The organism is Cobetia sp. SIMBA_158, from assembly GCF_046566945.1.
Classification (GTDB): Bacteria; Pseudomonadota; Gammaproteobacteria; order Pseudomonadales; family Halomonadaceae; genus Cobetia; species Cobetia amphilecti.
In genome coordinates this window covers 25,388-47,780 of record NZ_JAWJYL010000018.1, presented here as the reverse complement: position 1 = coordinate 47,780, position 22,393 = coordinate 25,388, and the positions used below count along the sequence as shown (strand labels likewise).

At 64.1% G+C, this 22,393-nt stretch carries 19 protein-coding genes; 5 read left to right on the top strand and 14 right to left on the bottom strand.

Features of this window, described 5'->3' with window-relative positions; all coding sequences use genetic code 11:
- Positions 1-69 precede the first annotated feature (69 nt).
- The gene (locus tag R2R70_RS17980; protein WP_107335475.1) at positions 70-1,002 is read left to right on the top strand and encodes an amidohydrolase family protein; all 933 of its coding nucleotides are present in this window, start codon (positions 70-72) and stop codon (positions 1,000-1,002) included.
- A gap of 204 nt (positions 1,003-1,206) precedes the next feature.
- Here R2R70_RS17980 and R2R70_RS17975 read toward each other — a convergent pair whose 3' ends face one another.
- From R2R70_RS17975 to R2R70_RS17955, 5 genes are all read right to left on the bottom strand, one after another.
- A complete protein-coding gene (locus tag R2R70_RS17975; RefSeq protein WP_043335289.1) occupies positions 1,207-1,557 on the bottom strand; it encodes a DUF6482 family protein in 351 nt (116 codons plus the stop codon).
- 21 nt (positions 1,558-1,578) lie between these two features.
- Positions 1,579-2,637, bottom strand: a complete 1,059-nt coding sequence (gene holA, locus R2R70_RS17970) for a DNA polymerase III subunit delta (RefSeq protein ID WP_043335288.1) — start codon at positions 2,635-2,637, stop codon at positions 1,579-1,581.
- Positions 2,638-2,968: 331 nt separating this feature from the next.
- A complete protein-coding gene (lptE, locus tag R2R70_RS17965) occupies positions 2,969-3,514 on the bottom strand; it encodes an LPS assembly lipoprotein LptE (protein WP_410978655.1) in 546 nt (181 codons plus the stop codon).
- Between the two features lie 181 nt (positions 3,515-3,695).
- Entirely contained in the window at positions 3,696-6,296 is a 2,601-nt protein-coding gene (leuS, locus tag R2R70_RS17960; protein WP_410978654.1) for a leucine--tRNA ligase, read from the bottom strand.
- Between the two features lie 176 nt (positions 6,297-6,472).
- On the bottom strand, positions 6,473-6,604 hold the full coding sequence (locus tag R2R70_RS17955; RefSeq protein ID WP_410978653.1) for a hypothetical protein: 132 nt from the start codon (positions 6,602-6,604) through the stop codon (positions 6,473-6,475).
- A gap of 11 nt (positions 6,605-6,615) precedes the next feature.
- Here R2R70_RS17955 and R2R70_RS17950 point away from each other — a divergent pair, with 11 nt between their 5' ends.
- Together R2R70_RS17950 and R2R70_RS17945 are read left to right on the top strand one after the other, a co-directional pair.
- Positions 6,616-7,302, top strand: a complete 687-nt coding sequence (locus R2R70_RS17950) for a zinc ribbon-containing protein (protein WP_339927043.1) — start codon at positions 6,616-6,618, stop codon at positions 7,300-7,302.
- Positions 7,302-8,519: a tetratricopeptide repeat protein gene (locus R2R70_RS17945; protein ID WP_410978652.1), complete on the top strand. Its 1,218-nt coding sequence runs from the start codon at positions 7,302-7,304 to the stop codon at positions 8,517-8,519. Before R2R70_RS17950 ends, R2R70_RS17945 begins: the two co-directional genes overlap by 1 nt.
- A 124-nt stretch (positions 8,520-8,643) precedes the next feature.
- Here R2R70_RS17945 and R2R70_RS17940 read toward each other — a convergent pair whose 3' ends face one another.
- From R2R70_RS17940 to miaB, 6 genes are all read right to left on the bottom strand, one after another.
- Positions 8,644-9,396, bottom strand: a complete 753-nt coding sequence (locus R2R70_RS17940; protein ID WP_043335281.1) for a YdcF family protein — start codon at positions 9,394-9,396, stop codon at positions 8,644-8,646.
- Between the two features lie 103 nt (positions 9,397-9,499).
- The gene (gene lnt / locus R2R70_RS17935) at positions 9,500-11,017 is read right to left on the bottom strand and encodes an apolipoprotein N-acyltransferase (protein WP_410978651.1); all 1,518 of its coding nucleotides are present in this window, start codon (positions 11,015-11,017) and stop codon (positions 9,500-9,502) included.
- A gap of 86 nt (positions 11,018-11,103) precedes the next feature.
- Positions 11,104-12,012, bottom strand: a complete 909-nt coding sequence (locus R2R70_RS17930) for an HlyC/CorC family transporter (protein ID WP_052384764.1) — start codon at positions 12,010-12,012, stop codon at positions 11,104-11,106.
- A 128-nt stretch (positions 12,013-12,140) separates the two neighbouring features.
- Positions 12,141-12,848 carry an rRNA maturation RNase YbeY gene (ybeY, locus tag R2R70_RS17925; RefSeq protein ID WP_410978660.1) on the bottom strand — a complete coding sequence of 236 codons (708 nt, stop codon included), beginning with the start codon at positions 12,846-12,848 and terminating at the stop codon, positions 12,141-12,143.
- A 113-nt stretch (positions 12,849-12,961) separates the two neighbouring features.
- The gene (locus R2R70_RS17920) at positions 12,962-14,071 is read right to left on the bottom strand and encodes a PhoH family protein (RefSeq protein WP_052384763.1); all 1,110 of its coding nucleotides are present in this window, start codon (positions 14,069-14,071) and stop codon (positions 12,962-12,964) included.
- 230 nt (positions 14,072-14,301) lie between these two features.
- On the bottom strand, positions 14,302-15,651 hold the full coding sequence (gene miaB, locus R2R70_RS17915) for a tRNA (N6-isopentenyl adenosine(37)-C2)-methylthiotransferase MiaB (RefSeq protein WP_192838307.1): 1,350 nt from the start codon (positions 15,649-15,651) through the stop codon (positions 14,302-14,304).
- 834 nt (positions 15,652-16,485) lie between these two features.
- Between miaB and R2R70_RS17910 the strand changes: the two genes are divergently transcribed.
- Together R2R70_RS17910 and tmpT are read left to right on the top strand one after the other, a co-directional pair.
- Entirely contained in the window at positions 16,486-17,184 is a 699-nt protein-coding gene (locus R2R70_RS17910; protein WP_166019114.1) for a TIGR04211 family SH3 domain-containing protein, read from the top strand.
- Between the two features lie 40 nt (positions 17,185-17,224).
- Complete coding sequence (gene tmpT, locus R2R70_RS17905) at positions 17,225-17,896, top strand: thiopurine S-methyltransferase (protein WP_225347570.1); 672 nt, start codon at positions 17,225-17,227, stop codon at positions 17,894-17,896.
- Between the two features lie 149 nt (positions 17,897-18,045).
- Here tmpT and R2R70_RS17900 read toward each other — a convergent pair whose 3' ends face one another.
- The 3 genes from R2R70_RS17900 to ggt all read right to left on the bottom strand — a co-directional run bounded on the left by R2R70_RS17900 (position 18,046) and on the right by ggt (position 22,084).
- Positions 18,046-18,651 (bottom strand): YajG family lipoprotein, encoded by a 606-nt coding sequence (locus R2R70_RS17900; protein WP_052384762.1) that lies wholly within the window; start codon positions 18,649-18,651, stop codon positions 18,046-18,048.
- Between the two features lie 223 nt (positions 18,652-18,874).
- Positions 18,875-20,158 (bottom strand): MFS transporter, encoded by a 1,284-nt coding sequence (locus tag R2R70_RS17895; protein WP_410978650.1) that lies wholly within the window; start codon positions 20,156-20,158, stop codon positions 18,875-18,877.
- Positions 20,159-20,323: 165 nt separating this feature from the next.
- Positions 20,324-22,084, bottom strand: coding sequence for a gamma-glutamyltransferase (ggt, locus tag R2R70_RS17890; RefSeq protein ID WP_410978649.1), 1,761 nt, complete (start codon positions 22,082-22,084; stop codon positions 20,324-20,326).
- Positions 22,085-22,393: the final 309 nt, after the last annotated feature.

The following is a 22,393-nucleotide window of genomic DNA, read 5'->3' as shown; positions in this document are numbered from 1 at the left end:
GGCAGTGGGCGATCGAGCGTCACGTCGCCCCGGGCTTGATGATTGAGGTTACGCGAGGGAGTCGCATCGATGGACTGGAATCATGTCGAGCAGGATCTGCCGCGCGCCACGCCGCCCAGACCCTTGCCACACCCCCTGACCTTCCGGTTGCCGGCGGGCAGTATTGATTGTCACCTTCACCTGTTTGGTGACCCGGTGCGTTACCCATTGGCGGCGGACAGAACCTATGACCCGGCCCCCGTGGGGCTCAATGAAGCACTCGAGATGCATCATGCGCTGGGCGCCAGCCACGGCGTGCTGATACAGCCCAGTGTCTATGGCTATGACAATCGTCTGTTGTGCGACAGCCTGCAGAGCTGTCGTGAGCGTGGGCTGGATTACCGTGGCGTGGCGGTTGTCACCCCCGACATCAGTGATGCCGAGCTAGAGCGGCTCTCCGAGCTTGGAGTCTGTGGTGTTCGCCTCAACCTGATCTTCGCCGGCGGGTTGCGCTGGCGTGATGTGGTGCTGCTGGCGGACCGCCTGGCACGCTTCAAGTGGCACCTGGAATGTCTGATCGATGTCTCGACCTTCCGTGACATGGAAGCGCGCCTCGGCAGCTTGCCGGTGCCGGTGGTGATCGACCACATGGGCCATCTGGCGGCCACGCGTGGCCCTGAATGTCCCGGCTTTGCCGCGCTGTGTCGACTGCTCAAGCAGGGGCGCACCTGGGTCAAGCTGTCGGCGCCTTACCGGCTGACCACGCGCGGACGCTTGCCTTACTCCGATGTCACGGCGCTGGTGCGGGCGCTGGTGGCGGCCAATCCGGAGCGCGTCGTGTGGGGCAGTGACTGGCCGCATCCCTATATCGGCGTCGAGATGCCGGAAGAGGACACCCTGGCCGAGCTGATGCAGCGCTGGTTGCCGGAGCGCGAGATGCGCGAGAAGATCTTCCGCGACAATCCGCGCAAGCTTTATGGCTACAAGGCGTTCGTGAAGTCCAAGGCGGATGCGGCGCACTGAGCGAAGAGTTGCCACGCTTGCAGGGCGCAATTGAGTGACGCGGCATCACTTGTATAAGCCGAAAAGCCGCATAAGGTACATAAGCCGAATGACAAGACGCCCCCATCAGCCTGCTGGTGGGGGCGTCTTGATGATTGGCGAGGGGAGCCGGAGAAAGACAAGAGGGGAGCCGAAGAGAAAGACACGAGAGAAGGCGCGCAGCGTCTAGCGGGTCTGGAAGGCCACGCGCGTGCCATGGGCCAGCAGGCTGGCATTGTCGATCGGCGTCGTGGGCAGGCCGATCATCTCATCCTGTACTTCCGCCCAGGTCTGCACGCCGTGGGTCAGCCCCAGCGGCAACAGCAGGCGACTGATCCACTGGGTGCCGGTGAAACGCAGGGACTGGCCGTTGTCATCGACCAGACGACTGATGCCAGCGGCGTGATGCAGGCGAACCACATGAAGCCCTTGATCCAGCGTCTGCACTTCCACTGTCAGGGTATTGCCCTCGGCGAGCCACAGCCGCAGGGTCTCGACGTCGACGGCTTCGCCAAGCGTGCTGGAGGAGGTCTGCATGTGTTCTCCCGGGTGTCTGAATCACACCACCTTGTAGGCGTGAGGCAGTTCGGCCAGTGGGCCGCGTCCGCCGGCGAGCGTCAGGGCGAGATCGACCATCCCGTCCCAGATGGGCAGCGTCATCCCGCCCTTGATCGCCATGTCGAGTCGCTGCGAGAACAGCAGCAGCTTGTGCAGGCGCTTGTGGGGCAGGCGATTGAGCGCCTGTTGATAGAAGGGGCGACGCTTGTCGAAGATCATCGGCTTCTGCGCCTTGCAGGCATGCTCGAAGCTCTGGCCTTGATCGAGGTGCTGGCGCAGCGAGAGCAGGGTGCGCAGCTCGCGGGTCAGTGCCCACAGGATCACCGGCGGCTCGACGCCTTCTCCCCGCAGCCCGAGCACGATGCGGCCACTGCGCTCGACTTCCCCCTTCAGACACGCATCGGCCAGCGTGAAGACATCATAGCGGGCATTGTCCTCGACGCCCTGGACGATGGCATTGCCATCCAGGCGTGCGCCCGGCGGGTGCAGCAGCGCCAGCTTCTGCAGCTCCTGATCCGCGGCCAGCAGATTGCCCTCGATGCGCTCGGCCAGCAGGCGAGCGGCGTCCTGATTCAGCTCGAGGCCGTGACGACGGGCGCGGTCGCGAATCCAGAAGCCGAGGCGGGAATGGTCCACCGGCCACACCGCGATGAAGACGCCGACCTTCTCCAATGCCTTGAACCACGCCGTCTGCTGCACCTTGCGATCGAGACGCGCTGCGGTGATCAGCAGGATGTCGCCATCCTTCTCGATGCGCTCGGCGTAGGCCTTGAGGACCTTGCTGCCTTCCTGGCCGGCACTCTGGGTGCCCATGCGCAGCTCGATCAGCTTGCGCGAGGCGAACAGTGACATGCTGGCGGCAGATTCGGTCAAACGGCCCCACTGAAAGCCGTTCTCGACATGCAGTACCTCGCGCTCCTCGACACCGGCAGCGCGCGCCGCTCGCCGGATGGCGTCGCAGCTTTCCTGGTGAATCAGCGGCTCATCACCGGCCACGATATAGACGGGAGACAGGCGCTTGTTGAGCTGCTCGTCGAGTTTGTCGGGATAGACCTTCATGAATGTCCTTCGATACTGCGCGGGTCTGGTGGGCAAGTGCGCCTAAAGGCTCGGGCGGCCAGTCACGAGCAGGGTGCTAGCCCCGGCGTGATGGTGGCCCTGAACAGGCACGGCCCCATGATGATCGGTTGCCCGATATCGTGGAGCCGTGCCTGGCGAACGTTGCGATTTCCAATCTCTACCAATCTCTACCAATTGCTGCCAGCTTCCTTCCACTTCTCCCGGCTTCGCCTGTCGTCAATCGTCTGTCGTCAATTGTCTGGCCTTTCAGCACTCATGGATCACGACTCATGACTTACGAACGGGGCGCCTCAGTGCGGGAGCGTGGAGCTCAGAGCTTGATCGCGCGCAGGCGCTCCAGCAACTGACGGCTCAGGTCACGATTGACTTCCCTGGCCGCACGCTCGCGCAGGTCATCGGTGTTGAGCAGGTCGTCATCGTTGGTGTAGTAGAGGCTGCTGGCCTGCAGCTCCTGCTGGTTGGCCAGATAGGCCCCATCGGACTTGCGCTGCAGCGAGTAGGTCAGGCGATAGGTCAGTTCACGCTTGATGCTGCCGGCATCGCCGTAGGTGATCTGCTGCACGTTCTCACGGACCTTGCCCAGATTGAGGGTCAGCGGGGCGCTGTCGCTCAACTGGACGTCGGCACGCTCGAGAGCGTCGCGCAGGGCGTCGTGGGTCTTGGTGATCGGTGCCTGGACGTCCAGCTCGGTGATGGCCATCGGCGCATCGTTCACGCCGCGCAGCTGGAAGCCGCAGCCGCTCAGTGTCAGCGCCAGGCCGACGCCGAGGGCGGCCAGCACACGACGGCGGCCGAGGCCGCGGGATGCACGCTCTGATGTGTCTGCTGAAACACTGGAAGACTTCGCTTGCGTCACCGTGACCTCCTGTCATGAACGAGTGTCATGAATATCTTGCGAGAGCGATGCGTGGGGCCTGTCAGCATCACGCAGCGCACAGAATATGGCCGCCAGAGACCGACATCCTTCCAGGTGTCTGTCTCTGACGGGACCGGCGACTCGGGCCGCCGGTATCTTGCTCGGTCTGGTCGGGTCGCTATCAGTTGGCGACGATATTGACCAGCTTGCCCGGCACCACGATCACCTTGCGCACCGTCTTGCCATCGGTGTGCTTGGTGACATTGGCATCTGCCAGCGCCGCGGCCTCGATGGCGTCGCGATCGGCATCGGCGGCGAAGGACAGGCGCGCACGCAGCTTGCCGTTGACCTGCACGACCAGCTCGATGCTGTCCTTCTTCATCGCCTCGGCATCGGCGGCCGGCCAGCTGGCGTCGATCACGGCTTCGTCGTGGCCCAGTGTCGCCCACAGCGAGTGGCTGGCATGCGGGATGATCGGCGACAGCAGCAGCACGCAGGCCTCGACGGCTTCACGGCTGACGGCCAGGCCCTGCTCGGAGGTGTCCTCGAAGCGGCTGATGGCGTTGACCAGCTCCATCACGGCCGCGATGGCGGTGTTGAAGGTGGTGCGGCGGCCGATGTCATCGCTGCACTTGGCGATGGTCTCGTGTGTCTTGCGACGCAGCGCCTTCTGATCATCGTTCAGGGCGGTCACGTCCAGCGCGCCCGGAGTGCCGGCGGCGACATGCTCGTGGACCAGACGCCAGACGCGCTTGACGAAGCGGTGTGCGCCCTCGACACCGGAATCGGACCATTCCAGTGACTGCTCCGGCGGCGCGGCGAACATCATGAACAGGCGCACGGTGTCGGCACCGAAGCGGTCGATCATCGACTGCGGGTCCACGCCGTTGTTCTTGGACTTGGACATCTTCTCGGTACCGCCGATCTCTACCGGCAGGCCATCGGTCTTGAGGATTGCGCTGATCGCACGCCCCTTGTCGTCCGTCTCGACATCGACGTCCAGTGGATTGAACCAGTCACGGCCACCTTTCTCGTTGATGCGGTAGTAGGTATCCGCGATCACCATGCCCTGGGTCAGCAGCTGCTTGAACGGCTCGTCGCTGTCGACCAGGCCGAAGTCACGCATCAGCTTGTGGAAGAAGCGCGAGTAGAGCAGGTGCAGGATGGCGTGCTCGATGCCGCCGATGTAGTAATCGACCGGCAGCCAGTAGTTGGCGCGCTCGTCCAGCATGGCCTCGGCGTTGTCCGCACAGCAGAAGCGCGCGTAGTACCAGGAGGACTCCATGAAGGTGTCGAAGGTATCGGTCTCGCGCTGCCAGCCATCGCCCAGGTCACTGAAGGACGGCATCTTCTTGATCGGCGAGCCACCAGAGGCGTCGAATTCGACTTCCAGCGGCAGAGCGACCGGCAGTTCGTCGTCGGTCAGCGGGATGGATTCACCGTTCGGGCCATTCTTGACCGGAATCGGCGCGCCCCAGTAGCGCTGACGGGAGACGCCCCAGTCGCGCAGACGGAAGTTGGTCTTGACCTCACCACGGCCTTGCTCGACCAGGCGCGCGGCGATGGCATCGAAGGCGCTCTCGAAGTCGAGGCCATCGAAGTCGCCGGAGTTGATCAGCACGCCGTGCTCGGTGAAGGCGGCTTCGCTGACGTCCGGCGCATTGCCGTCGGCATCGGCGATCACGGCTTCGATCGGCAGGTCGTACTTGGTGGCGAATTCGTGGTCACGCTCGTCGTGGGCCGGCACGGCCATCACGGCACCGGTGCCGTATTCCATCAGCACGAAGTTGGCGACGAAGACCGGCACTTCACGGCCGGTCAGCGGGTGGATGGCCTTGAAGCCGGTATCCATGCCGCGTTTTTCCATGGTCGCCATGTCGGCTTCGCTGGTGCCGCCACGCGCGCACTCGGCGTTGAACTCGGCAAGCTCGGCATTGTGCTCCGCCGCGGCCTTGGCCAGCGGGTGAGCGGCGGCGACGCCGACGTAGGTCACGCCCATCAGGGTGTCCGGACGGGTGGTGAAGACGGTCAGGGATTCCTGCACCTGGCTGGCCTTGGCATCGAGGCCGAAGCTCAGCTCGACACCGCGCGACTTGCCGATCCAGTTGCGCTGCATGGTCTTGACCTGCTCCGGCCACTCGACCTTGTCGAGGTCGGCCAGCAGCTCTTCGGCGTAATCGGTGATGCGCAGGAACCACTGCGGGATTTCCTTGCGCTCGATCAGCGCGCCGGAACGCCAGCCACGGCCGTCGATGACCTGCTCATTGGCGAGCACGGTCTGGTCCGCCGGGTCCCAGTTGACGATGGAACTCTTCTTGTAGACGACACCCTTCTCGACCAGCTTGGCGAAGAACCACTGCTCCCAGCGATAGTATTCCAGGTCGCAGGTGGCGAACTCACGGCTCCAGTCGTAGGCGAAGCCCAGCGCCTTGAGCTGATCGCGCATGTAGGCGATGTTCTCGTGGGTCCACTTGCCCGGCGCGACGTTGTTCTTCATCGCGGCGTTTTCCGCCGGCAGGCCGAAGGCGTCCCAGCCCATCGGCTGCATGACGTTCTTGCCCTGCATGCGCTGGAAGCGCGAGATCACGTCACCGATGGTGTAGTTGCGCACGTGACCCATGTGCAGCTTGCCGCTGGGGTAGGGGAACATCGACAGGCAGTAGAACTTCTCGCGGTTGGCATCTTCCACCGCCTTGAAACACTGATTTTTCTCCCAGTACTGCTGGGCAGCCTGTTCGATCTGATCGGGAGCGTACTGTTGAGAAGTATCCTGTGAATCCATCGGGTCCGTCACTACCTTGGCATTGGCCGCTACCCGTCACCAGGGACAGGCAGGGCGTGAAGAGGTGGGCGGTCACATCGGGATGGGCCGCCGCTGTCTGCGATGGGGTCAAGTCTACCCCAGACGCCAGGACTCAGGTAGGGGAGGTGAGCGCTGTGGCGCCAGGCGAATGCGCTTCATGCTGCCAGTGTCACGCGCTTGATGCGTGTCAGGGAGTGGAAGAGTGTGGCTTGTGTCGCAACGCCAACGCCACCATGCTGAAGGTAGAGCGCCATGCCCTCCCGCAGTACGGGAGAAGGTGAAGACACAAGGAGAGTCCATGAGCCAACCACGTGAACCCCGCGATCCCCATGAGCCGATCAGCGCCACGGATCGTGATACGGCTGCCACGTCCTCGCACGACAGTGGCTTTGAAGATACGCCGATGCCCTCGCGCTCAGCTTCCAGTCAGCCGCAAGGCGAAGGTGAAGGTGAAGGACGTCTCGGCGATGCCTATGGGCGAATCCTGACGCGGCTGGAAGACAGCAGTGGTGAGCTGTCGTGGGATGGCCTCAAGGCCGAGCTGGATGAAGCGGTCAAGTTCGAGGCCGAGGTCGAGGAATTCACGCTGGACGAGCTGGCGCTGCTGCGTGCCTGGGTCGAGCGTGACATGCGCGAATTCCGCCGCCATCTGGCGACCGGTGGAGAAGGGATCGCCAGCTGGCTGGGGATCGATCTCTCGGTGCTGTCGCGCAGTGTCAGTTCCGCGCTGATGTCGATCGCGGATCGCACCGTGGTGGACCGCGCCCACTTCGAGGAAGACCTCGAGGCCGCGCGCGCCGACTACACCAGCGGCGAGGTCATCGCGCCGGGGCTATTGCATTGCGTGCACTGTGAGTCGACCACCACGCTCACGCGCCCCAGCGTGCTGGAACCCTGCCACGCCTGTGGACATCGCTTCTTCTCGCGTGGCGCGCCGCCCGTCACTCGTCAGCCTCCCGCGGCCGATGAGAGTGATCAGGGCTGATGGCGACACCGTCAGACTGGTTCGCCCCGGCGCATGCCACTTGGAGCGCCGGTCAGCGCCACAAGGCGTTGCAACAGCTGATCGATCACTTCAATCAGCGCCCGCGTCCACGTGAGGCGGGCCTCTTCAAGCAGATCTCCTATTACCTGTTTCTGCTCGCGGATTATCGCTCGGCCAGCCAGATTCTGGCCCAGGGGCATGTGGAGTGTCCGGCCGATGAAGAGATCGCGCTCAATCAGGTAGTGTGTCTGTCGCGCGCCAATGATGCCGCCGGCTCGCTGGCGGCCGGTGAGGCGTTGGCCGCGCGGGGCTGTCTCAATCCGGTGCTGTTCGACTCGCTGGCCAGTAGCGCGGCCAGACTCAAGCGCCATGACGAGGCACGCGAGCATGGCAGTCGCGCCCTGGCGCTCAAGGACGAGCAGCATGGGGGCCTGCCGTTGGCGAAGGGCTGGCGGCTGCCCGCTGAATCCCCCTCGGCAGTCGCCGCCGGCAAGACGCGCGTGCTGTCCTTCGGCCTCTGGGGCAAGGGGCCGCGCTACTTGAACGGCATGCTGCATAACCTGCTGTTGGCGCCGGTGCTGTATCCGGGGTGGCGGGTTCGGCTCTATCACGATGACAGCGTGCCCGATGATTTCCTGGCCCTGGCGCGGGAACTGGACGCCGAGCTGATCGAGCGTCCCTCCAGTGACACTCTGAGACAGCGGCTGTGTTGGCGCTTCGCGGTCGCCGATGACCCGACGGTGGGCTACTTCGTGGTTCGCGACTGCGATAGCGTCACCAGCCTGCGCGAAGTGCGCGCGGTGCAGATGTGGCTGACCTCCGGGCGCTTCTTCCATGTCATGCGTGACTGGTGGAGTCATACCGATCTGGTGCTGGCGGGGCTGTGGGGCGGGGTGGCCGGTGTCCTGCCTCCACTCGAGACATTGCTGGCCCAGTGGCAGCCACAGCATGTCGAAACGCCGAATATCGATCAGTGGTTCATGAAGGAATGCGTGTGGCGCTATCTGCGCGAAAGCCTGGTCAGCCACGATCGGTGTTACTCGCTGCAGATCAAGGGCCGTGACAGCCTGAAGTTTCCGGACGACGTGCTGGGAGAAGCGCCTGGCGGCACGGCGCATGTCGGCAGTGACGAGTGGGCGCGCGATCGCGCCTTCCAGCTCCGCCAGCTGGGGCCATGGCTCAAGGAGGCCAGCTGGATGCGTGACAGCGACGACTGAACGTAATCCTGCGATAAGCTCCCGATGAGCGGGTTATATAGACACACGAAGGGCTGCCCATCGGCAGCCCTTCGTGTGTCTTGCCAGTAGTCCTTCGCTGGTCTTGCCGGCAGTGCTGTCGGGTCTAGCGACCCACCAGCCAGCCGATCCATTCATGCAGTGCCCAGCGTGACTGGGTCAGTGCGGAGCTGTTGGGGATCCAGGCATCGATGCCCAGTCCGGAGACCGTGGTGTAGCCCACCGGCGCCGGGATGATGGTGCGGAAGCCCTGGTTCTGGAAATTGCGCATCGCGCGCGGCATGTGCCAGGCGCTGGTCACCAGCACGATCTTGTTGATGTCGTCCTGCTCGAGCATCTCGCGCGTGAAGAGCGCATTCTGCTGGGTGTTCTCGCTGCGATTCTCCAGCCAGCGCGCCGGGTAGTCGAATTCATCGATCAGCGAGCGCTGCATCAGCTCGGCGAGGGTGCCGTCATCGGAGGACGATACCTTGCCACCGGTGAGCAGAATCGGCAGCTCCGCGTTGCGGGCCACGCGGACGCCTTCGTCCAGGCGGCTGAGCGTCTCGCCATTGATGCGATCGCGGCCCTGCAGCTCCGGGGCGTCGTAGTAGCGTCCGCCGGAAAGCACGACCACGGCCTGCGCCTGGATCCACTCTGCCGGCTCACTGGGCTGAATGCGCTCCAGCCCTGACATCAGGCGCGTGGAGACGACCGGCGAGGACAGCAGCCACATGCCCAGGATGGCCACGACCATCATGGCGCGTGCCAGGCCCGGCCAGCGCTTGAGCACGAGCATGGCCAGAAACAGCAGCAGGAGAGGCCCGCCGGGCGGCAATACCAGGTCCTTGATGATGCCGAGTAACTCGGTGATGCCCATTGTGGTCTCGCTTGTGCAGAGGCAGTGCCGGGCATCGGCCCGGCAACGGGTAAGGTTGAGCGTTCAAGCGTCTGAGGCCCTGGGGACTCACACGTTCTGGCCCTCAGGCGTCCTGCGGGCGTTGACGGCGCGACTTGAGGCATTCGTTGATGCCCAGCACAAGGCCCGGCGCCAGCAGCAGCGCGATCAGGATCCACACCGGCAGCAGGCCGTAGTGCATCCAGGGCGTCATGCCCAGTTGCAGGCGGATATCGCCAGTGACGGTGGCCTCCTCGAACTGGGGTGCCTGGGCGATGATCTCACCCTGTGGCGAGATGATCGCCGTGACGCCATTGCTGGTGGCCCGCAGCAGATAGCGGCCATTTTCCAGCGCGCGCAGCTGAGCCATCTGCAGGTGCTGCAGCGGGCCGATGGAGTGACCGAACCAGGTGTCGTTGGAGACGGTCAGCAGCACGGTAGAGCTCAAGGCGCGCTGGCGGACCAGCTCCGGATAGACGATCTCGTAGCAGATCGCCACGCCGATGCGCAGACCGCTGACCATCAGTGGCGGCTGCTGGCTGTCGCCCGACTGCATGCTCGACATCGGCAGATCCAGGAAACCGATGATGCCCCGCAACCAGCTTTCCAGCGGCACATATTCGCCGAAGGGCACCAGGTGCTCCTTGCGATACTGGGCCGACGGGTCATCGATGGGAATCACGCTGTTGTAGAAGCGATTGTCGGCGTCACGCTCGACGATCCCGGTGATCAGACCGGTCTTGGGCGGCAGAGTTGCCTGGATACGCTCGAGGAAGGGCTCGGCCTGGTCGCGCAGCATCGGCAGTGCCGTTTCCGGCCAGACGATCAGGTCGGCATCGTCCTGCACGGCGCGCGTCATCGCGGCGTAGGTATTGGCCGCACGACGCTGCCCTTCGGCACTCCACTTGATCAACTGCGGCAGGTTGCCTTGCAACAGGGCGACACGCGCCGGCTGGCCGCCGGACTGTGTCCAGCCGGTCGGCAGCAGCAGACCCGCGCTCCACAGTACGATCAGCGGCGCGATCGCCCACCAGCGGCGACGCAGCGCCAGATTCCACAGCAGCGCACCGGACAGCGCGATGATCAGCGAGATACCGTAGACGCCAAGCACCGGCACCCAGCTGGCCAGCGGCGAGCCCACGGCACTGTTGCCCAGCAGCAGCCACGGGAAGCCGGTGAAGGCCCAGGTGCGGAACAGCTCGCTGAGCACGAACACCGCGGCGAATGACAGCACATCGAGCTTGCGTGAGCAGAAGCGCTGCCACAGACCCATCCACAGCATCGGGAACAGCGCCATGCAGGCCACGAACAGCATCGTCAGCAGCACCGCCAGCGGCATGCCGGTATAGCCATAATCATGGATCGAGACGTAGACCCAGCTGGCCCCGCTGCCGAACAGGCCGACCCCGAACCACCAGGCGCGCAGGAAGCCACCGCCTTCCATGCGCAGCGCCCCGTAGAGCAGGCCTGCGCCGATCGGGCCCAGCCACCACTGCTCGAAGGGGGCAAAGCTCAGGGTGACCAGTACCCCGGCAATGATCGCCAGTACATTGGCCAGCAACGAGGCGCCCGGGAAGCTCCTCGCGCGGGGGGAATCTGACATGCCGCTCTCCTTGTAAAATGCCAGACACATCGGCGGATGTGTCTGGCATTGTCCTCTATCGGGTCAGCCTGTGATCAGGCCATGAATCACTCGCCGCTGATGTGCGCACGATGCTCGGCCGAGGGCGGCGCGTCACCGGTGGCATCTTCCAGACGGCATACCTGTACCTGACGAATGCGACGATTGTCCGCATTGAGCACCGTGAAACGCCAGCCGGCGAAATCGGTGGATTCCTGACGGCGCGGCATGTGACCGAAGCGCTGAATCATCAGACCGCCGATGGTGTCGAATTCCTCATCGGAGAAGTCGGTATCGAAGTGCTCATTGAAGTCATCGATGGTGGTCAGCGCGCTGACGGCGAATTGGCCATCGCCCAGCTCGCGGATGTCCTCATCCTCATCGGTGTCGTGCTCATCCTCGATATCCCCGACGATCTGTTCGAGGATATCCTCGATGGTGACAAGGCCTGCCGTGCCGCCGTACTCGTCGATGACCACCGCCATGTGATTGCGGGTCTCGCGGAATTCCTTGAGCAGGCTGTTGAGGCGCTTGGATTCGGGGATGAACATCGCCGGACGGATCGCTTCGCGCAGATCGAAGCGCTTGCGCTCGCTGTCATTTTGCAGAATCAGTGGCAGCAGGTCCTTGGCCAGCAGGATGCCGAGCACCTCGTCGAGGTTCTCGTCGATGACGGGATAGCGGGAGTGAGCCGATTCAAGAATCAGCGGCAGGTACTCCTCCGGGCGCTGATCGACCTGAATGGCCTGCACCTGGGAGCGGGGGATCATCACCTCGCGCACCTGCTGGTCGCTGATTTCCAGCGCGCCTTCGATGATGGCGATGGCGTCCTGATCGAGGTTGAGGCGTGGGCCTACCTCAGCCAGAAACTGGAGCAGCTCGCTACGGGAGCTGGGTTCGTCGGTGTCGCTTGAGAAGGCGCCGAACAGCTTATCGAGCCAGGTTTTCGATTGGCTTCCCGATCGGTCTTCGCTCATGCGTTAGTTTCTCTTTTCCTCGGTGGCGATACCCCATCGTCGTGGTGGTATCGGGGCAGCCGAGCGACCCGGGGACAAGCCCCGAGTCACCCGACGGCGGGTGCTGCCGATGCGCAGGAGCGCCGGCATCAGTGATTCTCTTCCCGGTAGGGGTCGGCGATGCCGAGCCCTGCCAGCACATGACGCTCGAGCGCTTCCATGCGTTCGGCTTCATCGTCCTCGATATGGTCATAGCCGAGCAAGTGCAAGGTGCCATGAACCAGCATGTGGGCGAAATGATTTTCCAGCGACTTGCCCTGTTCGCGCGCTTCGCGGGCGACGACATGCACGCTGATGATCAGGTCGCCCAGAAAGCGCTGCTCATCAAGAGCTTGTTCATCAAGAGCCTGCTCAGCCGCGGTCTCGGGAGCCGCAGAGCCGATGGCAGTAGACGCGGTGTCAGAAGTCGAGAAGCCAGAAGACGCGGCGTCAGAGACGTCTGCCTCGTCAGCTTCGCTCATGGCGTCTGACGCCAGCATGACATCGTCGTTGTTGTGACCGTCGAGACCTTCCTCTTCGCCGGCGTCCAGGTCGCTCTCCGGCATGCCCGCAAGCGGCAGGCTGTCGTCATCGCCTTCCTCGGCGAAGCGCGCGGCCAGTTCCGGCGGCAGGGCGAAGTCATCGAGATCCAGCGGCTCATGCGGGAAGGACAGCACGTTGGTCGGGGAGTCCTTGCCGCGATAATCGCGATTGAGGCCCTGACTCTCGGCTTCTTCCACCAGACGCACGGTCAGCTCGTACGGCGCCGCGGCGGCGCTGGCATCGCGCTCCAGCGCGCCATCTTCCGCGGCGGCCAGCAGCGCAGCCGCCACCCAGGCTTCCAGCTGATGGCTGGCCGGCAGCGGCTGGCCATCGAATTCACTCTCGCCGATGGCCAGTTGCAGGTCCACGACGACCGCAGGGGCTTCGCTCACTGGCTACCTCCCGTCGGGGTGCTGGCAGGCGGCACGTTGCTCTGGGCATTCAGCGCCGCCATGCGGGCTTCGCGCTCGGCCTGACGCTGCTCGCGACGCTCGCCTTCCTGCTGCTCTTCCGCGGCTTCGAAGGTGTCGTAGGCCTCGACGATGCGCTGCACCAGCGGGTGACGCACGACGTCCTTGGCCAGGAAGCGCGTGATGCTGATCCCCGGGGTGTCCTTGAGGACCTCCATCACGTGCGCGAGACCTGACTGGGTGCCACGTGGCAGATCGACCTGCGAGACGTCACCGGTGATGACGGCGGTGGAGCCGAAACCGATGCGCGTCAGGAACATCTTCATCTGCTCGCGCGTGGTGTTCTGGGACTCATCGAGAATGATGTAGGCGTTGTTGAGCGTCCGGCCGCGCATGTAGGCCAACGGCGCGATCTCGATGATCTGGCGCTCGATCATCTTGTTGACGTGCTCGAAGCCGAGCATCTCGTACAGGGCGTCATAGAGCGGGCGCAGGTAGGGGTCGATCTTCTGGGCCAGGTCCCCCGGCAGGAAGCCGAGCTTCTCGCCGGCCTCGACCGCCGGACGCACCAGCAGGATGCGTCGCACTTCGTTGTTGTTGAGCGCTTCCACGGCAGCGGCGACGGCAAGGTAGGTCTTGCCGGTACCGGCCGGGCCGATGCCGAAGTTGATGTCGTGATTGCGCATCTCGGTGACATAGCCCTGCTGGTTGAAGCCGCGCGGGCGCACCAGCACCTTGGGCGTGCGGATCACCACATCACCGTAGGTGGCGCCCTGGTCCTCGGCGGCCTCGACCAGTGCCTCGACGCCGGATTCCTGCAGGAACAGATGAACGGTCTCGGCATCGACTTCGCCGGCGCCGGTCTCACGATACAGATGCTCCAGCACGTTGGCGGTCGCCTTCACGGCGGCCGCAGGGCCTGCGATCTGGAAGTCATTGCCGCGGTTGCGCAGGGTGACACCGAGCCGGGATTCGATCAGCTTGAGATGCTCGTCGCGCTGGCCGGTCAGGCTGGCCAGACGCTGCGGGTCTGCCGGCTCAAGCGTCATGTTGAGAATGCGATTGGCTTGCTGTGACTGGTGGCTCAAGGCGTCGAATATCCTGATAGTGATGAGTGACGATGATGCTGGGCGATGAGGGGCAGCCGCCACGGCGCATGACGGCGCCATTTCAGTGTCAATGGTGACGCGTTGCCGAAGTCTCAAGAGAGCTTAATGCGCGATGGCCGTACAGGGCAATTGTCCTGTACGGCCAGCGTGGCTATCTGCTTGATAGTGGGGACTGATGGCGCCTCGTCAATGTCGTGAGCGAGGAGCGATCAATAGCGGTAGGGCGAGCTGAGCTCACCGCGCAGCGAGTTGGGGTAGGCCTCGGTGATCTCGACATCCACCAGGTAGCCGATCAGCTCGGTCGGGTTGGCGGCGCGGAAGTTGACCACCCGGTTGTTCTCGGTGCGCCCAGACAGCAGGCCCGGGTCACGCGGCGAGAAGCCGGAGACCAGGATGCGCTGGGTGGTGCCGACCATCTTGCGACCGATCTGCATCGCCTGCTGGTTGATGCGCTCCTGCAGGATGAGCAGGCGCTCCTTCTTCACCTCTTCCGGAGTGTCATCTTCCAGATTCGCCGCCGGGGTGCCCGGACGTGCGGAGTAGATGAAGCTGAAGGAGTGATCGAAGCCGATCTGGCCGATCAGGTCCATGGTGTCCATGAAGTCCTGATCGGTCTCGCCCGGGAAGCCGACGATGAAGTCGGAGGAGAAGCTGATGTCCGGACGCAGCGCGCGGATACGCTCGAGCTTGTCGATGTAGAGGTCACGCTCGTGGCCGCGCTTCATGGCCGCCAGGATGCGGTTGGAGCCCGACTGCACCGGCAGGTGCAGATGGCTGACCAGCTCCGGGATCTCACCGAAGGCCTCGATCAGCGAGTCCTTGAACTCCAGCGGATGCGAGGTGGTGAAGCGGATGCGGTCGATGCCCTCGACCTGCGCCACGCAGCTGATCAGCTCGGCGAGGTCGATCTCCTCACCCAGCTGGTTGAGACCGGCGTAGGCGTTGACGTTCTGGCCCAGCAGGTTGATCTCGCGCACGCCCTGGTCGGCCAGGTGGATGACTTCATCCATCACCTTCTCGAAGGGACGCGAGACTTCCTCACCGCGGGTGTAGGGCACCACACAGAAGGTGCAGTACTTGGAGCAGCCTTCCATCACCGAGACGAAGGCGCTGGCACCGTCGCTCTTGGGCGCGGGCAGGTTGTCGAACTTCTCGATCTCGGGGAAGGTCACGTCGACCACGGAAATCTGCTTGAGACTGTCGCGGCGGGTGTCGAGCATCTTCGGCACACGGTGCAGAGTCTGCGGGCCGAACACCATGTCCACATGCGGGGCACGCTTGCGCAGGTTGTCGCCTTCCTGGCTGGCCACGCAGCCGCCGACGCCGATCACCAGGTCCGGGTTCTTTTCCTTGAGCTTCTTCCAGCGTCCCAGCTGGTGGAACACCTTCTCCTGCGCCTTCTCGCGGATGGAGCAGGTGTTGAGCAGGATGACGTCTGCTTCGGATTCGTCGCTGGTGACTTCCATCTGATGCGATTCGCCGAGCAGATCCGCCATGCGCGCGGAGTCATACTCGTTCATCTGGCAGCCGTGAGTCTTGATGAAGAGTTTCTTCGCCATTGCCTTGTGTGAACGCTCTGAGCTGCGCGCCCGGGCTTCGTGCGCCTCGCGCCCGGGCACATGGTGGCGGCGGGCAGCGTCAGCGGTCAGGAGAAGCGGGCGCGACTTGTAATGAATGAGCCCCGGCGCCGATGGCTGGCCGGGAATCGAGGGCGCGACGATACTGTGCCAAGCGGCACGCTGATCGGGTCGAGGCCAAAATCGGGACGGCACAGTATAGGAGTCTGCCGGCCATGCGGCCAGCCCTGTCGCATCGCTGTCAGCAATGAGGAGGATGCCTGCCAACCACCGGTTCAGCCTGATGGTGGCTGTGGTATCCTCACGAGAAAGCCCGCGCATGCCCTGACGCTACAACAGGGGCTTGGCATGTTTCATAGTTATCAGGCAGGTGTTGCGCAACGCACATCAGGCTGTCAGTGGCTTGATTTGTTGAGGTTTTCATGCCGATAGCCCGGCTGCCTGAGCTGGTTAAAATTTGATCGATTTGTTGGCGGGGCAGGCATTTCGCCGTGCGCAGACCTGCCCCTTTGAGGTTGTCCCAAGACTTATCCACAGAAAGTGTGGATGTCTGAAGACACTGAAATGACAGTCTCGGATTTTTCTCGCGGCAATTTCGTTACCGTACGTCCAAGCGCGACAGCGATGCCAGGCAGGACGCCTTGCATTGCGCAACCTGGCAGACACCGCATGGGCAGACAGGGCGAGCCTTCCTTCGCCCAAAAGCGGTCGATCATGTTCGGCATGTGGGGACGCAGGATTCAGCGCGCTTGCTCCTCGTGCCCACACGCCTGACACGGTCGGCTTACGCCCTTAGACAGCCATGAAGAACACGATATGACGCGATTCTCCATTACCAGCACCCCTTCATCTTTCGGTCTCCTGTCACCCCGATCGCCGTGTTCGACGCTTGCGCGCTCACTGCGCCGTGTGGTGCTGGGGGCTGGCGTCGCCGGCAGCCTGCTGCTGGGTGCACCGCTGGCCAATGCGGCCACCGACCGCTGGGTCGCCGATGACCTCACCACCTTCGTGCGCAGTGGCCCGACGGATGGCTACCGCATCGTGGGCACGGTGGAAGCCGGCCAGCCGGTCGAGCTGCTCGAGGTCCAGAATGACTACAGCAAGATCCGCACCGCCAGCGGCGACGTGGTGTGGATTCCCTCCGCTGATCTGCAGGACACCCAGAGCGTCAATGCCCGGGTGCCCGAGCTCAGCGCCAGGGTCAAGGAATTGACTGCCAAGCTCGACGGCATCAATGAAGAGTGGGAAAGCCGTGTCGAGGACATGAAGACCGGCCTCGAGACGCGTCAGGCGCGCATCGAAGAGCTTGAGCAGGCCAGCAACAGCCAGTCAGCCGAACTTGCTCAGGCGCGCAGCAAGATGCAGGATATGGAAACCAAGCTCGATACCAAGAAGCAGGACCTGCTGATGCGCTACTTCATGTACGGCGGTGGCGTGGCGGGTGTCGGCCTGCTGGTCGGCCTGATCGTGCCGCACCTGCCGCGTCGCAAGAAGAAGCGTCACGGCTTCCTGTAAGGCATCCCGGTAACCGATAGCAGAGGGAGTGCGCCAGCTCATGTCGGCACAAGACACGACGATGGACGCGACGCCGGCCAGCGACCCCTGGCTGGCGCGATGGCAGGAAGGGCGGATCGGCTTTCATCTGCCCGCCACGCATTCGGCGCTGGAGCGCTGGTGGCCGCGGCTTGAGATCGCGGCGGGCGCCAAGGTGCTGGTGCCGCTGTGTGGCAAGAGTCTCGACATGCGCTGGCTGGCGGCGCAGGGCTATCCGGTGCTGGGCATCGAGCTTGCACGCCAGGCCTGTGAGCAGTTCGTCGCCGAAGGCGCCGGGGATGTCTCGCGCTATCGGCTGGAGCACTTCGAATGCTTCCGCCAGGGCATGGTCGAGCTGTGGTGCGGAGACTTCTTCCACTTCCATATCGACCATGTCGATCATCTGGACGCCTTCTATGATCGCGCCGCGCTGATCGCCTTGCCGTCGGCCACCCGGCAGCGCTACGCCTTCCATCTGGCGCAGCTGCTGCCCCCGGGCGCGCGTGGCCTGTTGATCAGTCTCGAGCGGCAGACGGAGCAGCATCAGGGCCCGCCGTTCCATGTCGCCGAAGACGAGATTCGTCAGCTGTTGAGCGCCAACTTCACGCTTGAGGTGCTGGAGCGTCGCGCCCCGGATGAGCGCGGCCTGCGTGAGACGGTATGGAGTCTGGTGCGCAAGGGGCCGCGTCGCTGACGACTCAGGGGTGACCTTGTCAGTCAGGTCCAGTCCTCATGAAGGTTCAGTCCTCATGAAAAACGCCACCGCCGCCCAATGGGCGGCGGTGGCGTTTTCGTTGGTGGCGAGCTGCTGTCGAACTTGCTGATGGAGCTTGCTGATCGAGCCTACTGGTCGAGCTGGCGGATCAGCGTGGTGTCCTGGAAGGCGCGAGTCAGCGCATCGCCGATCACCTCAGAGACCATCTCGGTGTTCTTCTCCTGACTCGGCTTGAGGGCATAGCCCTGGTCACGCGTCGCGGTGTAGCTGCCGGTATAGCGCTGCTTGCCGGACACGGCGACGGCCTTGATCACGCCATTGAGTGTCGCGGTGTCGGTGATCAGGCCGCCGCGCTTCACGCCATAGGCCAGCTCGGTCAGCGAGATGGTCAGCTCTGCTGCGCCCTGGTTGGCCTGCTCGGCGGACACCGGCACAAAGCCCATGCGGCGCAGGGCGCTGACGGTCTGGGCCTCAAGCTTGGGTGTCAGGTCGCCGGTCGGCACGACCAGATAGCTCGAGGCATTGGTGGCGCCATCGCGAGAACCGATGCGCTCTGACGGACGCTCATCGAGCACGTCCACCACCACCTGTTGCCCGTGGCCGACCACGCCCATCTCGCCGACCTGCGGATTGACGTACAGGCGTTGCGGGCTGGTGCCGCAAGCGCTGAGAAGTGCCGCCGTGGCGATCAGTGCCACGCTCATGCAGGTGGTGCGCAACTTGTGCATCATCATCGGGGTTCCTGGGCCTGAGGCCGGTTGTCATGGGGGTCATCTCGGCCATCCGTTGCCAATATCTCGCCTGCCGCGCGGGATGGCCGGAGCACAATGGCGCGAGTATAGGGCCAGAATGGCGCCTGAGCGTAGTGGAAATTCAGGCTCACGGCTGTCCTCTGCAAGCGACAGTGGTCGAGGTTCATGGCCCGTAGCCCGTAGCCCGTAGCCCATGGTCCATGGCTCATGCGCCGTCGACGCGTCTGCTCAAGGCCAGCAGGCCCAGCAGCGGGCCGGGCAGCAAGGCCAGCAACAGCAGGCTGCCGTGGTCGGCGATCAGCGGCGTGAGCAAGGCGATCGAGACCAGCGACAGGCTGAAGCCGAAGGCATTCATCATCGCCAGGGCGCTGGCCTGCAGCTCGACCGGGGTGCCGCCCGCGGCGAGTGCCGAGAACTGCGGTGAGTCGATCACGGCCAGAAGGCTCCACAGCGCCAGCAGTGCCAGCAGCACGCCATAACCGGCCTCAAGCTGCGTGGCGGCGACGAAGATCAACGTCAGCGTCACCGAACCGGCGAGCCCGAGACGCGCGACCCACAGACTGCCGCGACTGCGCGAGAGCCAGCCCCCGATGACACAGCCGGGCGCGCCGATGGCGATCACCAGGAAGCTATGCCAGGCCAGGCTGGCAGGAGAGAGCGTCACGCCTGTCGCGCTGGCCATCTGGGTCAGCAGCAGAGGTGTCAGCGCCCACAGGGTGTACAGCTCCCACATATGGCCGAAGTAGCCCAGTGCACCGCGCACGAAGCCGGGATATTGCCAGGCCGCCAGTCCCCGAGTGGCGCGGGCCAGAAAGGTGTTGCGGCCGTCTTTCGCCGCTGGTGCTTGGCGGGGCGCCGAGGTGGCTTTCGCCACCGGTGGGGCCAACAAGGCGACCAGACCGGCACCGACGATGGCCAGCAGCGAGGCGGTGCTGATGGCCGCGCCCCACGGCAGCTGCATGCCTTCGCCCTGTTGCAGTGCGGCCAGCGCATGCGGCAGCCCGGTGCCAAGCACCAGCATGCCGACCAGCCAGGCGAGTGCGGCACCGGCACGGTCCGGTGCGGTCTGCACCATCAGCTTCAAGCCGATGGGGTAGATGCCGGCCAGTGCCAGTCCCGTCAGCACGCGCAAGCCTGAGGCGCTCAGCAGCCCCGGCGCGATCAACAGCGCCAGATTGGTCAGCGCGCCCAGCACGCAGGAAGCCATGAACAGATGGCGCGCCGCGAAACGGTCCGCCAGGCCGGCAAGCCCCAGCACCAGGGTGCCGACGATGAAGCCGCCCTGCACCGAGGAGGTCAGCTGGCCGAGTGCCGCGGCGCTATCGCCGGCGAAGCCCCAGCTCGCCAGCATCGGCGTGAGTACTGCATTGGGGGTGAACCACAGGCTGGTGCCGAACAGCTGCGCCAGGGCGATCAAGGCGACCGGATAGCGGTTGGCCCATTGCCGCCAGCCAGAGATGGGTGGCGTGAGTGACTTGGTTGAGGACACGAGGGCACCTTGTAGGGCAGATGGCGTGATGGCACGGCAAGACGCGAACGGGCGACACCGAAGTGTCGCCCGTCACAGATAGCCCGCCCCAACAATGGGGTCAAGGCGTCATTGATGGGGCAGCTCGGCGATGCGATGCAGAGACTGCCCCGTCGCAGCCATCGTCTACAGCCCCATGGCCGAAGAGGTGGAGCGACGCGGGTCGGCACCGCCGTAGAAGGTGCCGTCGTCGATCATGATCGACTGGATGGCGCCCATGGCGTCCTTGGTCACCACCTTGTGGCCCATCGCCTCGAGCAGACGGATGGTGTCCTTGCTGATGCCCGCCTCGATGCGAATCTCGTCCGGCAGCCACTGGTGGTGGATGCGTGGCGCACTGACCGCCGACTGGATGTTCATGCCGTGGTCGATCACGTTCATGATCACCTGCAGGGTAGTGGTGATGATGCGCGAGCCGCCGGGGCTACCGGTGACGAGGAAGTTCTTGCCATCCTTCATCACGATGGTCGGGCTCATGGAAGACAGCATGCGCTTGTTCGGCTCGATCTTGTTGGCGACGCCACCGATCAGGCCATAGGCATTCGGCACGCCCGGCTTGGCGGAGAAGTCATCCATCTCGTTGTTGAGCAGGAAACCTGCGCCATCGACCACGATGCCGGAGCCGTAGCTGAAGTTGATGGTGTAGGTATTGGAGACGGCCAGACCATTGCCATCGGCAATCGAGAAGTGGGTGGTCTGATTGGACTCATACGGCTGCGGCTTGCCGGGCTTGACCTCACTGGAGGGCGTGGCCTTGTCGAGCTCGAACTGGGCGCGCAATTCCTTGGCGTAGTCCTTGGAGATGATGCCCGACAGCGGCACATCGACGAAGTCGGTGTCGCCCAGATACTCGGAGCGGTCGGCGTAGGCGCGGCGCATCGCTTCTGCCATCACGTGGATAGTGGCGGCGGAATTGAAGCCCATCGCCTGGATGTCATCGCCTTCGAGCATGTTGAGAATCTCGACGATGTGCGCGCCGCCGGAGGAGGGCGGGCTCATCGAGAAGATGTCATAGCCACGATAGGTACCGTGGACCGGCTCGCGGATGGCCGGCTCGTAGGCCTTGAGGTCATCCAGCGTCATGATGCCGTCGTGGCGCTCCATCTCGGCGACGATCAGCCGGGCGGTCTCACCCTCGTAGAACTCGCGCGGACCATTGGCGGCGATGCGCTTGAGGGTCGCGGCCAGTTCCGGCTGCTTGAACAGCTCGCCGGCTTGATAGTTGCTGCCATCCGGCTTGTAGAACACCTTGGCGGTGCTGTCCCACTTGGCCAGGCGGTCCTTGGCATCGCTCAAGCCCTTGGCGAAGCGCGTCGGAATCACGAAGCCGTCTTCGGCCAGCTTGATGGCCGGGGCGAGGGCCTGCTCGAGACTCAGGGTGCCGTAGTCTTCCAGCGCCTTGGCCAGGCCAGCGACGGTGCCGGGCACGCCTGCCGCGCGGTGGGTGAAGCGTGACCACTCGGAGACCGCCTCGCCATTCTCGTCCTGGAACATCGTCTCGCTGGCCGCCGCCGGGGCCTTCTCGCGGTAATCGATGGCCACTACTTCGCCGGTCTTCTCATCCGACACCAGCATGAAGCCGCCGCCACCGATGTTGCCGGAGCGCGGCTGGGTCACGGCCAGCGCGAAGCCTGCCACCACGGCGGCGTCGACGGCGTTGCCGCCATCGGCCAGCACATCGCGTGCGACCTGAGAGGCCAGATAGTGGCTGGTCGCGACCATGCCGTGCTGACCTTCCTGGGGGTGGAGGCGCTCGCCTTCCAGAATCGCGGAAGACTCGGCGAAGGCAGCGGGGATCGCCGTCGGCAGCAGGCCGGCCAGCGGCAACAGTGCGGCGGCGGCCAGCGCCTTGAGATGTCTGCGGTTTGCGAGAGAGGTGTCGAACATGAGAGGTGTCGGTTCCTGTTATCGTTATAAGAGATGCGACATGACGCGTGCAGTGCGAGGAACATGCGCAGAAGGCCAGCGAGCTGCTCACTGGGCCGAGAGAACAGCTTAACTATCAGTTGCTAATGCACCAATTTCAACTTTGCACGGCAATATTCTTGTTGGTGTCTGATCTGGAAGGGGATGAGGTCCTGGTGTGAGGGCGGCTTGAGGGAGTGGGTCGCAGTGGAGTGTCTGGCGTGGGCCGCCGGCGGATCGGCAGCGACGGACCGGCAGGCTGGCGGTGCACATTCACACAGCGCCTGTCTT